This is a genomic window from Escherichia sp. MOD1-EC5950, assembly GCF_002965345.1.
GTDB classification, from domain to species: Bacteria; Pseudomonadota; Gammaproteobacteria; order Enterobacterales; family Enterobacteriaceae; genus Escherichia; species Escherichia marmotae.
Genome location: NZ_PTSR01000009.1, coordinates 144,208 through 157,954 on the forward strand (window position 1 = coordinate 144,208; position 13,747 = coordinate 157,954).

12 protein-coding genes are annotated in these 13,747 nt (G+C 51.3%); 3 read left to right on the top strand and 9 right to left on the bottom strand.

Annotation, left to right across the window (positions count from 1 at the left end):
* Positions 1-70 precede the first annotated feature (70 nt).
* Positions 71-3,958, bottom strand: a complete 3,888-nt coding sequence (purL, locus tag BEA93_RS12130; RefSeq protein WP_105224805.1) for a phosphoribosylformylglycinamidine synthase — start codon at positions 3,956-3,958, stop codon at positions 71-73.
* A 257-nt stretch (positions 3,959-4,215) separates the two neighbouring features.
* Between purL and mltF the strand changes: the two genes are divergently transcribed.
* Complete coding sequence (mltF, locus tag BEA93_RS12140) at positions 4,216-5,772, top strand: membrane-bound lytic murein transglycosylase MltF (protein WP_000734181.1); 1,557 nt, start codon at positions 4,216-4,218, stop codon at positions 5,770-5,772.
* Here mltF and tadA read toward each other — a convergent pair.
* A complete protein-coding gene (gene tadA / locus BEA93_RS12145; RefSeq protein WP_001516895.1) occupies positions 5,769-6,272 on the bottom strand; it encodes a tRNA adenosine(34) deaminase TadA in 504 nt (167 codons plus the stop codon). The genes mltF and tadA overlap by 4 nt on opposite strands.
* 57 nt (positions 6,273-6,329) lie before the next feature.
* Positions 6,330-6,965, bottom strand: a complete 636-nt coding sequence (gene yfhb, locus BEA93_RS12150) for a phosphatidylglycerophosphatase C (RefSeq protein ID WP_105224804.1) — start codon at positions 6,963-6,965, stop codon at positions 6,330-6,332.
* Between the two features lie 208 nt (positions 6,966-7,173).
* Here yfhb and BEA93_RS12155 point away from each other — a divergent pair, with 208 nt between their 5' ends.
* Together BEA93_RS12155 and yfhL are read left to right on the top strand one after the other, a co-directional pair.
* The gene (locus BEA93_RS12155; protein ID WP_001013776.1) at positions 7,174-8,022 is read left to right on the top strand and encodes a MurR/RpiR family transcriptional regulator; all 849 of its coding nucleotides are present in this window, start codon (positions 7,174-7,176) and stop codon (positions 8,020-8,022) included.
* A 55-nt stretch (positions 8,023-8,077) separates the two neighbouring features.
* Positions 8,078-8,338, top strand: coding sequence for a 4Fe-4S dicluster ferredoxin YfhL (gene yfhL / locus BEA93_RS12160; protein ID WP_001196284.1), 261 nt, complete (start codon positions 8,078-8,080; stop codon positions 8,336-8,338).
* Positions 8,339-9,040: 702 nt separating this feature from the next.
* Here yfhL and acpS read toward each other — a convergent pair.
* The 6 genes from acpS to lepB all read right to left on the bottom strand — a co-directional run bounded on the left by acpS (position 9,041) and on the right by lepB (position 13,733).
* Positions 9,041-9,421, bottom strand: a complete 381-nt coding sequence (gene acpS / locus BEA93_RS12170) for a holo-ACP synthase (RefSeq protein WP_000986026.1) — start codon at positions 9,419-9,421, stop codon at positions 9,041-9,043.
* On the bottom strand, positions 9,421-10,152 hold the full coding sequence (gene pdxJ, locus BEA93_RS12175; RefSeq protein WP_001516896.1) for a pyridoxine 5'-phosphate synthase: 732 nt from the start codon (positions 10,150-10,152) through the stop codon (positions 9,421-9,423). The genes acpS and pdxJ overlap by 1 nt, the downstream gene beginning before the upstream one ends.
* A gap of 11 nt (positions 10,153-10,163) precedes the next feature.
* Positions 10,164-10,892: a DNA repair protein RecO gene (recO, locus tag BEA93_RS12180; RefSeq protein ID WP_000399390.1), complete on the bottom strand. Its 729-nt coding sequence runs from the start codon at positions 10,890-10,892 to the stop codon at positions 10,164-10,166.
* Positions 10,893-10,903: 11 nt separating this feature from the next.
* Positions 10,904-11,809, bottom strand: coding sequence for a GTPase Era (gene era / locus BEA93_RS12185; RefSeq protein ID WP_000020738.1), 906 nt, complete (start codon positions 11,807-11,809; stop codon positions 10,904-10,906).
* Complete coding sequence (gene rnc / locus BEA93_RS12190) at positions 11,806-12,486, bottom strand: ribonuclease III (RefSeq protein ID WP_001068343.1); 681 nt, start codon at positions 12,484-12,486, stop codon at positions 11,806-11,808. Before rnc ends, era begins: the two co-directional genes overlap by 4 nt.
* Positions 12,487-12,758: 272 nt before the next feature.
* The gene (lepB, locus tag BEA93_RS12200; protein WP_000002549.1) at positions 12,759-13,733 is read right to left on the bottom strand and encodes a signal peptidase I; all 975 of its coding nucleotides are present in this window, start codon (positions 13,731-13,733) and stop codon (positions 12,759-12,761) included.
* Positions 13,734-13,747 lie beyond the last annotated feature (14 nt).

The following is a 13,747-nucleotide window of genomic DNA, read 5'->3' on the forward strand; positions in this document are numbered from 1 at the left end:
AATGCCGGATGCGGCGTAAACGCCTTATCCGGCCTGTAAAACCAATGCGTTGCGTAAAATACCCGCAGTCTTACCCCAACTGCTTACGCGCATTGCGGAAAATACGCATCCACGGGCTATCCTCACCCCAGTTTTCCGGGTGCCAGGAGTTGCTGACAGTGCGGAAAACACGTTCCGGGTGCGGCATCATGATGGTGACACGACCGCTTTCAGTCGTGACCGCCGTAATGCCGTTCGGGGAACCGTTCGGGTTAGCCGGGTAAGTTTCAGTGACTTTACCAAAGTTATCAACATAGCGCAGCGCCACCAGCCCTTTGCTTTCCAGTGCCGCCAGATGCGCAGCGTCACGCACTTCCACGCGCCCTTCACCGTGAGAAACAGCTATCGGCATCTGTGAACCCACCATCCCCTGCAACAGCAGCGACGGGCTTTGGGTCACTTCAACCAGACTGAAACGCGCTTCAAAGCGATCGGAGGTGTTACGCACAAAACGTGGCCACAGGTCACTACCAGGGATCAATTCACGCAGATTAGACATCATCTGGCAACCGTTACATACCCCCAGCGCCAGCGTTTGCGGACGATGGAAGAAGGTTGCAAACTCATCGCGCACACGGTCGTTGAACAGGATAGACTTCGCCCAACCTTCACCTGCGCCCAGCACGTCACCGTAGGAGAAACCACCGCACGCGACCAGGGCGTGGAAATCCTCCAGGCCAGTGCGTCCAGCCAGCAGGTCGCTCATATGCACGTCGATAGCATCGAAGCCCGCACGGTGGAACGCCGCCGCCATTTCAACATGCGAGTTCACACCCTGCTCACGCAGCACCGCAACTTTCGGGCGCGCGCCAGTGGCAATAAACGGTGCCGCCACATCTTCGTTGATATCGAACGACAATTTCACATTCAGACCCGGATCGGCATCGTTAGATTTCGCCTGGTGTTCCTGATCGGCACACTCCGGATTGTCACGCAGACGCTGCATCTGCCAGGTGGTTTCTGCCCACCAGACACGCAACGTGGTGCGACTTTCGCTGAATACAGCCTGCCCGTTGGCCGTAATCACAAAACGGTCACCAGAAACAGCCTGACCGACATAATGGACACAATCAGCAAGTCCGTGCTGTGCCAGTACGCCTTCTACGGCTTCACGGTCTGCAGCGCGTACCTGAATCACCGCCCCCAGCTCTTCGTTAAACAACGCGGCCAGGCGATCTTCACCCAGAGTTGCGATATCTGCTTCAATGCCGCAATGACCGGCAAACGCCATTTCCGCCAGCGTCACCAACAGGCCACCGTCAGAACGATCGTGGTAGGCGAGCAGCTTACGTTGGGCGACCAGCGCCTGAATGGCGTCGTAGAAACCTTTCAGTTGAGCAACATCGCGCACATCTGCCGGTATATCGCCAAGCTGACGATATACCTGCGCCAGCGCCGTTGCGCCCAGCGCGTTATTGCCTTTGCCGAGGTCAATCAGCAGCAGTGCGTTATCTTCGGTAGAAAGCTGCGGCGTAATGGTGTGACGCACATCTTCCACACGGGCAAATGCAGAGATTACCAGCGACAGCGGGGAGGTCATTTCGCGCTCTTCATTACCTTCCTGCCAGCGGGTTTTCATCGACATAGAGTCTTTACCGACCGGGATCGTCAGGCCGAGCGCCGGACAAAGTTCTTCGCCCACCGCCTTCACTGCTTCATACAGGCCCGCATCTTCACCAGGGTGACCTGCCGCCGCCATCCAGTTGGCGGAAAGTTTGATGCGTTTAATATCGCCAATCTGCGTAGCAGCAATGTTGGTTAACGCTTCACCGACCGCCAGACGAGCAGAGGCGGCAAAATCCAGCAGCGCAACCGGCGCACGTTCACCAATTGCCATTGCTTCACCGTAGTAGCTGTCGAGGCTGGCGGTAGTAACCGCACAGTTAGCTACCGGTACTTGCCACGGACCGACCATCTGATCGCGCGCCACCATGCCGGTTACGCTACGGTCGCCAATGGTAACGAGGAAGGTTTTCTCTGCCACGGTCGGCAGATGCAGCACGCGTTTCACCGCGTCAGCAATAGTAATCCCTTCACGAACCAGCGCGTCGCCTTTCGCTTTCAGCGTTTGTACATCGCGGGTCATCTTCGGCGTTTTACCAAGCAACACGTCCAGCGGCAGATCGATCGGCTGATTATCAAAATGACTATCGTGCAGAGAAAGATGCAGTTCTTCGGTTGCTTCACCAATCACCGCATATGGCGCGCGTTCACGCTTACACAGTTCGTCAAACAACGGCAACTGATCGGCGGCAACAGCCAGCACGTAGCGTTCCTGGGATTCGTTACACCAGATTTCCAGCGGACTCATCCCCGGTTCGTCGCTAAGAATATCGCGCAATTCGAATTTACCGCCACGCCCGCCGTCACTCACCAGTTCCGGCATAGCGTTAGAAAGACCACCTGCACCAACGTCATGGATAAACAGGATTGGGTTTGCATCGCCCAACTGCCAGCAGCGGTCGATCACTTCCTGGCAACGACGTTCCATTTCGGGGTTGTCGCGCTGTACAGAGGCGAAATCGAGGTCGGCATCAGACTGACCGGAAGCCATAGAAGACGCTGCTCCGCCGCCAAGACCGATGTTCATTGCCGGACCACCGAGGACGACGAGCTTAGCACCAACGTTGATTTCGCCTTTCTGCACATGATCGGCGCGGATGTTGCCGATCCCGCCCGCCAGCATGATCGGCTTGTGATAACCACGCAGCTCTTCGCCATTGTGGCTGTTCACTTTTTCTTCATAAGTACGGAAGTAACCGTTCAGTGCCGGACGGCCAAATTCGTTGTTAAACGCCGCGCCGCCCAGCGGGCCTTCGGTCATAATGTCCAGTGCGGTAACAATACGTTCCGGTTTACCAAAATCTTCTTCCCACGGCTGTTCAAAGCCTGGAATACGCAGGTTGGAAACGGAGAATCCAACCAGGCCGGCTTTCGGCTTCGCGCCGCGTCCGGTTGCGCCTTCATCACGGATTTCACCACCGGAACCGGTCGCCGCACCCGGCCACGGAGAAATTGCCGTTGGGTGGTTGTGGGTTTCCACTTTCATCAGGATGTGAGCCGGTTCCTGATGATAATCGTAACGCCCCGTTTCATGGTCGGCAAAATAGCGGCCTACTTCGGAACCTTCCATCACGGCAGCGTTATCTTTATATGCAGAGAGAACGTGATCTGGTGTGGTTTCGAAGGTGTTTTTAATCATCTTGAACAGCGATTTTGGCTGTTGTTCACCGTCGATAATCCAGTCGGCGTTAAAAATCTTGTGACGGCAGTGCTCAGAGTTCGCCTGGGCGAACATATAAAGCTCGATGTCGTTCGGGTTACGACCAAGCTTTGTGAAAGCGTCTTGCAGATAGTCAATCTCATCTTCTGCCAATGCCAGGCCAAGACGCAGGTTAGCGTCGATCAGGGCCTGACGACCCTGTCCCAGCAAATCAACGCTGGTAACCGGAGCCGGTTGATGATGAGCAAACAACTGCTTTGCATCATCTAACGCAAAAAAGACCGTTTCCATCATGCGGTCGTGTAGTTCAGCGGTAATCTGCTGCCATTGTTCGTGAATCAGCGTACCGGCTTCAACATAGTAAGCAACGCCACGTTCAAGACGGTTTACCTGTTGCAGCCCGCAGTTATGGGCAATATCGGTCGCTTTCGAAGACCAGGGAGAGATGGTGCCAGGACGCGGAGTCACCAGCAGTAGTTTGCCTTGCGGGGCATGGCTGGCGAGTGCCGGGCCATATTTCAGCAGGCGTTCAAGTTGCGCGTGCTCATCATCGTTTAACGGTGCATTGAGGTCAGCAAAATGGACATACTCGGCGTAAATGTTGTGAACCTGGAGCCTGGCAGCCTGAAAACGTGCCAGCAGTTTATTGATTCGGAATGCCGACAGTGCAGGCGAACCACGCAGAATTTCCATCATAAGTCTCTCGTCTTCTAAGCTTTCGGTGTACCCAAAGGGGGGAAACGGGCGTCATTATAAAGAATCTGGCGTGCTGACGAAACCGTTTGCGTGGAAATAAAATCGCCGCCGTGGATTAGCAACGCGTGCCGCCAATATCTGTAATAAGTTGCCAACTGGCGCGGGTTTACGCAAAATGCCGCTCATTTATGATGAAACCTTTCTACATTATTACGATTTTTCAGGCAGGGAAAAGCACGACGCAGAGAATTAACTAATTGAAAAAATTAAAGATTAATTATCTGTTCATCGGTATTCTGGCACTGCTTCTCGCGGTCGCTCTCTGGCCATCCATTCCCTGGTTTGGTAAAGCCGACAACCGTATCGCCGCCATACAAGCGCGGGGAGAGTTGCGCGTGAGTACTATTCACACACCTCTCACCTGGAACGAAATCAACGGCAAACCCTTCGGGCTGGATTATGAACTGGCCAAACAGTTTGCTGACTATCTTGGCGTTAAACTGAAAGTCACCGTGCGGCAGAACATCAGCCAGTTATTTGACGATCTCGATAACGGTGATGCCGATCTGCTGGCTGCAGGGCTGGTCTATAACAGCGAAAGGGTTAAAAATTATCAACCCGGCCCAACCTATTATTCCGTTTCACAACAACTGGTCTATAAAGTGGGTCAGTATCGACCACGTACGCTGGGTAATCTGACGGCGGAAAAGTTGGCCGTCGCACCTGGGCATGTTGTCATTAATGATCTGCAAAAACTGAAAGAGACTAAGTTCCCGGAATTAGGCTGGAAAGTGGACGACAGAAAAGGGTCTGCGGAGTTAATGGAAGATGTTATCGAAGGTAAGCTGGATTACACCATTGCCGATTCTGTCGCTATCAGCTTGTTCCAGCGCGTTCACCCGGAACTCGCCGTGGCGCTGGATATTACCGATGAACAACCCGTGACCTGGTTTAGTCAATTAGATAACGATAATACGCTTTCTGCTGCCCTGCTCGATTTCTTCAATGAAATGAATGAGGACGGCACACTGGCGCGTATTGAAGAGAAATATCTCGGGCATGGCAATGATTTTGATTATGTCGATACGCGCACGTTTTTACGCGCCGTTGATGCTGTTCTGCCACAGTTAAAACCGCTATTTGAGAAATACGCCGAGGAAATTGACTGGCGTTTGCTGGCAGCGATAGCTTATCAGGAATCGCACTGGGACGCGCAGGCGACTTCTCCGACTGGCGTGCGCGGCATGATGATGTTAACCAAAAATACCGCGCAAAGCCTGGGCATTACCGACCGTACTGATGCCGAACAAAGCATCAGCGGCGGCGCGCGTTACCTGCATAATATGATGAGTAAAGTGCCAGAAAGCGTGCCAGAAAATGAGCGGATCTGGTTTGCGCTCGCCGCCTATAATATGGGCTATGCACACATGCTGGATGCCCGTGCCCTGACGGCAAAAACTAAAGGTAATCCTGATAGCTGGGCCGATGTTAAACAACGTCTGCCTTTGCTTAGCCAGAAACCCTATTACAGCAAGCTGACTTACGGCTATGCACGTGGGCATGAAGCCTATGCTTATGTAGAAAATATTCGTAAGTACCAGATTAGTCTGGTGGGTTACTTGCAAGAAAAAGAAAAGCAGGCAACAGAAGCGGCGATGCAGTTGGCTCAGGATTATCCGGCGGTATCGCCAGCGGAATTGGGTAAAGAAAAATTTCCCTTTCTCTCATTTCTTTCGCAGTCGTCATCTAATTATCTGACGCACTCCCCTTCTCTACTGTTTTCCAGGAAGGGAAGTGAAGAGAAACGAAATTAATCTGTCGCGGATTGCGCTTTTTTCTGCGCTTTGATTTCCTGACGGCGCATTCGGAAAAAATCGCTGAGTAGCGCCGCGCACTCATCCGCCAGTATTCCTTCCGTAATTTCCACTCGATGATTCATGCCCGGGTGGTGAAGTACATCCATTAATGATCCGGCGGCGCCAGTTTTCGCATCACGCGCGCCAAAGACCACGCGACCAATACGGCTGTGGATCATCGCTCCGGCGCACATCACGCACGGTTCCAGCGTGACATATAATGTCGCGTCGATCAGGCGATAGTTTTGCAGCACCAGCCCTCCCTGCCGCAGCGCCATGATTTCTGCATGAGCTGTAGGATCATGGCGACCAATAGGTCGGTTCCAGCCTTCACCGATTACCCGGTTGTTATGCACCAATACCGCGCCGACCGGCACTTCCCGCTCGTCCCAGGCACGTTTCGCCAGCGTCAGCGCATGACGCATCCAGTATTCGTGACTAAATTCGACTTCAGACAAAAAGAAAACTCCGGTTATAAAAGCGCGGCGCATTATACACGGACGCTATGCGTTACTCTATTCCAGTTGCTGGAGTTCGCCGCGAGGCGTTACCCGCCAGCGATGCTGACAGAAATAGAGTAGCGGGTTGTCCTGGTTACTATCACTATAGCCACTGTAAAGTCGCAGCGGCGTGCCGATTTTGCGTTCCAGTTGCGCGACCTTTTCATGGCCGAGACAGCGCATGGTCAGCACCCAGCCGCCATAGCCGCGCTGGATCTGACTGGCGATAAGATTAACGCGTGGTAACCAGGGCGTATCGAAATAAACCGCTTCGACCAACGGCTGAGGGGAACCGGTAATCAACCAAATGTCGGCATCGGAACTTAACAGATAGCTGGTCAGACGTTCCTGCACTAGCGGAAAGGCTGTAACATTGTCGCGAAACCAACGCACAAAATCGGCCTGCAACGCCTGTATACGCGCTTCGCTATGACCAAAGGTACAACCCCATAGCAGCAGGCTCATCGGCCAGCGTGCCGCTCGGCCCTTGATTAATAATGCAATGACAATGATCGGCAACAGCGGCAGAACAAGTAGCGCATTCTGCGGCTGGTGGCGCAGTAAGTAGCGCAGAAAACAGCCAAACATATCCTGTTGATGCAATGTTCCATCTAAGTCAAAAAACACCACACGACGCTCGTGAGTTGCCAAACCATACCCCTCTGGACTGATACATCCTGATTAATTTTTGCTACTACATAGCCTAACAGATAGATCATCACTTTTCCGGCATCAATCTATCGCATAATGGCTGACTGGAATTTTTAATTCATGGTAATTGACTGTGATGGAATATAATATTCGCTCGCTTGTGTCTCATATTGCCTGTTGTCGCCATTAATTCATCGCGAGGAAAGATATGAACGGCTTACTTCGTATTCGTCAGCGTTACCAGGGACTTGCCCAGAGCGATAAAAAGCTGGCGGACTATCTCCTGCTACAACCTGACACTGCCCGCCACCTTAGCTCCCAACAACTGGCCAACGAAGCCGGAGTCAGTCAGTCCAGCGTAGTGAAGTTCGCGCAAAAACTCGGCTATAAAGGTTTTCCGGCCTTAAAGCTGGCATTGAGTGAAGCTCTGGCAAGCCAACCGGAATCTCCCTCCGTACCCATTCATAACCAAATTCGTGGTGATGATCCGTTACGGCTGGTGGGCGAAAAACTGATTAAAGAAAATACTGCTGCCATGTACGCAACACTGAACGTCAATAGTGAGGAGAAGCTACATGAATGCGTAGCGATGCTTCGTTCTGCACGGCGGATTATTCTGACCGGCATTGGCGCTTCCGGCCTGGTGGCGCAGAATTTTGCCTGGAAGCTGATGAAGATTGGTTTTAATGCTGCCGCTGAGCGTGATATGCACGCGTTACTCGCTACAGTACAGGCTTCATCGCCGGACGATTTGTTATTAGCCATCTCATACACGGGCGTGCGGCGCGAGTTAAACCTGGCAGCAGATGAGATGTTACGAGTGGGCGGTAAAGTGCTGGCCATCACCGGTTTCACCCCCAATGCCCTGCAACAGCGCGCTTCTCATTGCCTGTATACCATAGCCGAAGAACAAGCGACGAACAGTGCTTCGATCTCTGCATGTCATGCTCAGGGAATGCTAACGGATTTGCTGTTTATTGCACTGATACAACAAGATCTCGAGTTAGCCCCAGAACGCATTCGCCACAGCGAGGCTCTGGTGAAAAAACTGGTTTGAGTAAAGAATGCGCGTATAATGCCCGCCCGGTTTGTGTTGTTTTGAGAGTTTCCTTATGGCGCTGTTAATCACTAAAAAATGCATCAATTGTGATATGTGTGAACCTGAATGCCCGAATGAGGCGATTTCAATGGGCGATCACATCTACGAGATTAACAGCGATAAGTGTACGGAATGCGTAGGTCACTACGAGACGCCAACCTGCCAGAAAGTATGTCCGATCCCCAATACCATTGTGAAAGATCCGGAGCATGTCGAGACGGAAGAACAGTTGTGGGATAAGTTTGTGCTGATGCATCACGCGGATAAAATTTAGTATTTTGCTTCTGGAGCAGAATATTGATTATTTACTCTTGTAAAACGAAATTATTATATTTATTTTTATGTTGCCATTAATAAACACATTCATTAAATAAAACCCCATAATATCTGCGCAGACACTTAATTATCATTATTAAAGGCGCGCCCGGCGGGTTCACCCGACGCGCCTTAATTACGTTTTCTGGTGTTACAAGAACAGAGGGATCAACTGTAAAATAGCAATGACGACTTTAATGCCCTGTTTAATAAGGTATATCGACAATCCGTCATTTGTTTTTCCTTAAACAAGGAATACAGCCATTCAGATTAGCCCTTACATCTCCCCAAAACTGAACGTGCGAGTTACTGGAATCGAGTGCCGCAAGCTTTGATGACACCACTCGTTTCAATGGGGGAATTCAGTAATATAGTGTAGAACACAGCAAAATCTCCAATAACGACGCCAATTCTAATGTACTTATGAAAAAGTGGTCACGTTAATCTTCTCATCAATATTAAATTCTTCGTCCCGGCTCGCATTTTTATGCCAGAAATTGCAAGTTGCTTATACAGACCAACTAAACTGCTCCATAATCATTTCTGTTGGAATCGTGTGCTGCACAATATTAAAATAGTAAAGTAACCCCCTGCTCCTTACCTGTTCGGGGGTTTTACTTTTTAAAAAGAACGGTACTTTTTTGATATTCAGGAAGGGCTTTTAACTTTCAATGATTACCGTGGCACAAGCGTAGTGGCGTTCATCTGCCAGCGTTACATGCATATGTGCGACGCCCAACTTTTCTGCCAGTTTTAACGCCTCGCCCCACAACCGTAGTCTTGGCTTGCCGAGCTCATCGTTAAACACTTCAAATTGATTAAATGCCAGGCCATTACGGATCCCAGTACCAAACGCTTTTGCCGCCGCCTCTTTCACAGCAAAACGTTTTGCCAGAAAACGCACCGGCTGATGATGCGTTTTCCAGATCTCCCATTCATTATCGCTTAATACACGTCGTGCCAGGCGATCACCGGATCGCGCGATTACCGCTTCTATGCGAGCGATCTCCACGATATCCGTGCCTAAACCTAATATTGCCATTAGCCACGCGCTTCCAGCATCAGGCGTTTCATTTCTGCCACGGCATCTTTCAGTCCGGTCATTACTGCGCGACCAATAATGGCATGACCTATATTCAGTTCGTGCATCTCTGGGATAGCGGCAATGGCTTTCACGTTGTGATAGGTCAGACCGTGACCAGCATTAACTTTCAAACCGAGGCTTGCGGCAAAGGTCGCGGCTTTCTCGATTCGCGCCAGCTCTTGCGCCTGTTCAGCGTCCGTTTTGGCATCAGCGTAACAACCGGTGTGGATTTCGATAAATGGTGCCCCCACCTCTGCTGCAGCTTTGATCTGCTCTTCGTCAGCGTCGATAAACAGAGAAACCTGAATCCCGGCATCTGCCAGACGTCTGCAGGCATCGCGCATTTTGTCACGCTGACCCGCGACGTCCAGGCCGCCTTCGGTTGTCACTTCCTGACGCTTTTCCGGCACCAGACAGCAGAAATGCGGCTTCGTCTCAACGGCAATCGCCAGCATCTCTTCAGTTACCGCCATCTCCAGATTCATGCGGGTATCTAGCGTCTGACGGAGGATGCGCACGTCACGGTCTGTAATGTGGCGGCGATCTTCACGTAAATGCACGGTAATGCCGTCCGCCCCCGCCTGTTCGGCAATAAATGCGGCCTGAACCGGGTCCGGATAAGCAGTACCGCGTGCATTGCGCAGCGTTGCGATATGGTCAATGTTGACGCCCAACAGTAATTCAGCCATGACAATCCTCATCAGTCATTAAATGTTTTCACTGTCCGCTTAGGTATAAACTGCCGGAACAGTTCCCTGCTTTTTAAAGGTTTACCGCCAAGATAAGGCTTAAGGGCCATACGGGTAAAGCGTTTCGCGGCGCGCAATGTGTCTGCGTCAGGAAATTCCCGCGCATGTAACGCTTTCAACTGCCGTCCGGTAAAGGTTTTATTGTCGATAACCACACTGGCGATAAATCCTTTTTCTTCGCGGTAACGATACGTCATGTTGTCATCCACCGGCTCACCGCTACCTGCGCAATGGGTAAAATTGACGCCATAACCCAGATGCCCAAGGAGCGCCAGTTCAAAACGACGCAACGCCGGTTCTGGCGTACCTGTGATCCCTGCCAGTGCCTGGATACAATGCAAATAATCGAAAAAAAGTTCCGAAAAGCGTGTTTCGTATTCCAGTACGCGGGAGAGGAGTTCGTTGATGTAAAGCCCGCTGTAAAGCGTGATACCGCTTAGCGGCAGTGCCAGCGAGACGGCTTCAGCACTGCGCAGCGTTTTGACTTCACCGCGCCCGCCAAAACGAAGCAAGAGGGGGGTGAAAGGCTGCAATGCGCCTTTCAGGGTAGAACGTTTTGAACGTGCGCCTTTAGCAACCAGACGCACGCGTCCCGATTCCTCCGTGAAGACGTCCAGCATCAGGCTGGTTTCGCTCCAGGGACGACTATGCAGTACGAATGCGCGCTGCCAGCCTTCCATCGGTGTAACTCTTAGAGATCGTCAACGTAACCGAGACTACGCAGTGCGCGTTCATCGTCGGCCCAACCAGATTTCACTTTCACCCATAGCTCAAGGTGGACAGGCGCTTCGAACATTTCTTGCATGTCTTTACGCGCTTCAATACCGATGGTTTTGATCTTGGCCCCTTTGTTGCCAATTACCATCTTCTTCTGCCCTTCACGCTCAACGAGAATCAAACCGTTGATGTCATAACCACCGCGCTCATTGGTGACAAAACGTTCGATCTCCACGGTTACAGAGTACGGCAGTTCTGCACCGAGGAAACGCATCAGCTTTTCACGAATGATTTCAGAGGCCATAAACCGCTGCGAACGATCGGTAATGTAATCTTCCGGGAAGTGATGCGTCGCTTCTGGAAGGTGTTTGCGTACAATTGCCGCGATAGTGTCGACGTTTAGCCCAGTTTCGGCTGAGATTGGCACGATATCGAGGAAATTCATTTGGCTTGCCAGAAACTGTAAGTGCGGCAGTAGATCGGCTTTCTCCTGCACGTTGTCTACTTTGTTCACCGCGAGAATCACCGGCGCTTTACCGTCACGCAGCTTGTTGAGCACCATTTCATCGTCCGGCGTCCAACGGGTGCCTTCAACGACAAAAATAACCAGCTCAACGTCGCCAATGGAGCTGCTTGCCGCTTTGTTCATCAAGCGGTTAATGGCACGCTTCTCTTCCATATGCAGGCCCGGGGTATCAACGTAGATCGCCTGATACGCACCTTCAGTATGGATACCCACAATACGGTGACGTGTAGTCTGCGCCTTGCGGGAGGTGATGGAGATTTTCTGCCCTAACAGTTTATTCAACAATGTGGATTTGCCAACATTCGGACGTCCGACGATGGCAATAAATCCGCAGTAACTTTTATCGATGCTCATTCCAGCTCCAGTTTTTTCAACGCCTGTTCGGCGGCAGCCTGTTCAGCCTTACGACGGCTTGAACCTGTGCCAACCACCGGTTCGCTCAGGCCGCTAACCTGGCAGTGGATCGTAAATTCCTGATCGTGCGCTTCGCCACGTACCTGGACCACCAGATAAGTTGGCAGAGGCAGATGGCGCCCCTGCAAATATTCCTGCAAGCGCGTTTTCGGATCTTTTTGTTTATCGCCCGGACTAATTTCGTCCAGACGAGTTTGATACCAGTTAAGGATTAATTTCTCGACAGTCTGAATATCGCTGTCGAGGAATACGCCGCCAATTAATGCTTCAACGGTGTCAGCAAGAATTGACTCGCGACGAAATCCACCGCTTTTAAGTTCACCCGGCCCTAAACGCAAGCACTCGCCTAACTCAAATTCACGAGCCAGTTCTGCCAACGTATTACCGCGTACCAGCGTGGCGCGCATCCGGCTCATATCCCCTTCATCCACTCGCGGGAAACGGTGATACAACGCATTAGCGATAACGTAGCTTAGAATAGAGTCGCCTAAAAATTCCAGACGCTCGTTATGTTTACTGCTGGCACTGCGGTGAGTTAATGCCTGCTGCAGCAGTTCCTGATGATTAAAAGTGTAGCCCAGCTTCCGTTGAAGCCGATTAATTACGATGGGGTTCATGCGATACCAATAAATAAATGCGTCAACAATTCAGCACACGAAACAGACCTGATATGCAGGGTTCTGCTAACAGCTTTTCAGCAGTTTCAGTTGACCTGTATATGGGGACCAACGCTGTTTCGTGTGCCGTGGCGACCAGAAGGCGCCAACCTGAAACTTCGGGGGAATATTCTATACACAACGACAAGGGATGTCGTTAGCCACGGGAGATTTATCTCATAAATAATTCACGTTGCCACCATAACAGTGACAACGTGAACGGATAACGACAATTAGTGAATGCCGCCGATGCGACTTAAACGAACGCCAGTTGGCCATTCGCCTTCCTGTTTATCGAAACTCATCCAGATAGCCGTCGCCCGACCCACCAGGTTAGCTTCTGGCACAAAACCCCAGTAACGACTGTCCGCGCTGTTATCGCGGTTGTCACCCATCATGAAGTATTGGCCCGGCGGGACAATCCAGGTTGCCAGTTGTTGCCCTGGCTGCTGGTAATACATCCCTACCTGGTCCTGAGCGATAGGTACTGTCAGGATGCGGTGTGTAACATCACCCAGTGTCTCTTTACGTTCAGAAAGACGAATACCGTTTTCTTTAGTTTCGTTTTTCGGCACTTCAAAGAATCCGCTGGTCGCTTCCCCACCATTACGACGAGAGAAGGTTTGAACAAAATCGCTCGGCTCCACGTTGGAATACGTTACCGGTAGCGCGTTTTCACACGCCTGACCGGAACTGCATCCAGGTTGAATAGTCAGCTCTTTCGCAACCGGATCGTAAGTGACTTTATCGCCCGGTAAGCCAACCGCACGCTTGATGTAATCAAGCTTTGGATCTTCCGGGTATTTAAAGACCACAATATCACCACGTTTCGGATGGCCGGTTTCGATCAGCGTTTTCTGGTAGATAGGATCTTTAATACCGTAGGCAAATTTCTCCACCAGAATGAAGTCACCGATTAACAGAGTCGGCATCATCGAACCTGACGGGATCTGGAACGGTTCATAAATAAATGAACGCACAATTAACACAAGTGCCAGCACCGGAAATACAGAAGCACCGGTTTCCAGCCAACCTGGTTTTGGCGCAACTTTTTTCAGCGTAGCTTTATCCAGTGAGTCTCCAGCAGCCGCCTGCGCTGCTGCCTGACGTTCCCGCCGTTTAGGTGCGAAAAAGAATTTATCCACGCACCATAAAATGCCCGTCACCAGTGTGGCAATCACCAGAATCAGGGCAAACATATTCGCCATGCCAACTCCTAAAG

Excerpts from the sequence above, each read along its gene's own strand:
- purL (WP_105224805.1), bottom strand. The coding sequence starts at position 3,958 with ATGATGGAAATTCTGCGTGGTTCGCCTGCACTGTCGGCATTCCGAATC.
- BEA93_RS12155 (WP_001013776.1), top strand. The coding sequence starts at position 7,174 with ATGAACGGCTTACTTCGTATTCGTCAGCGTTACCAGGGACTTGCCCAG.
- yfhL (WP_001196284.1), top strand. The coding sequence starts at position 8,078 with ATGGCGCTGTTAATCACTAAAAAATGCATCAATTGTGATATGTGTGAA.
- acpS (WP_000986026.1), bottom strand. The coding sequence starts at position 9,421 with ATGGCAATATTAGGTTTAGGCACGGATATCGTGGAGATCGCTCGCATA.
- pdxJ (WP_001516896.1), bottom strand. The coding sequence starts at position 10,152 with ATGGCTGAATTACTGTTGGGCGTCAACATTGACCATATCGCAACGCTG.
- recO (WP_000399390.1), bottom strand. The coding sequence starts at position 10,892 with ATGGAAGGCTGGCAGCGCGCATTCGTACTGCATAGTCGTCCCTGGAGC.
- era (WP_000020738.1), bottom strand. The coding sequence starts at position 11,809 with ATGAGCATCGATAAAAGTTACTGCGGATTTATTGCCATCGTCGGACGT.
- rnc (WP_001068343.1), bottom strand. The coding sequence starts at position 12,486 with ATGAACCCCATCGTAATTAATCGGCTTCAACGGAAGCTGGGCTACACT.
- lepB (WP_000002549.1), bottom strand. The coding sequence starts at position 13,733 with ATGGCGAATATGTTTGCCCTGATTCTGGTGATTGCCACACTGGTGACG.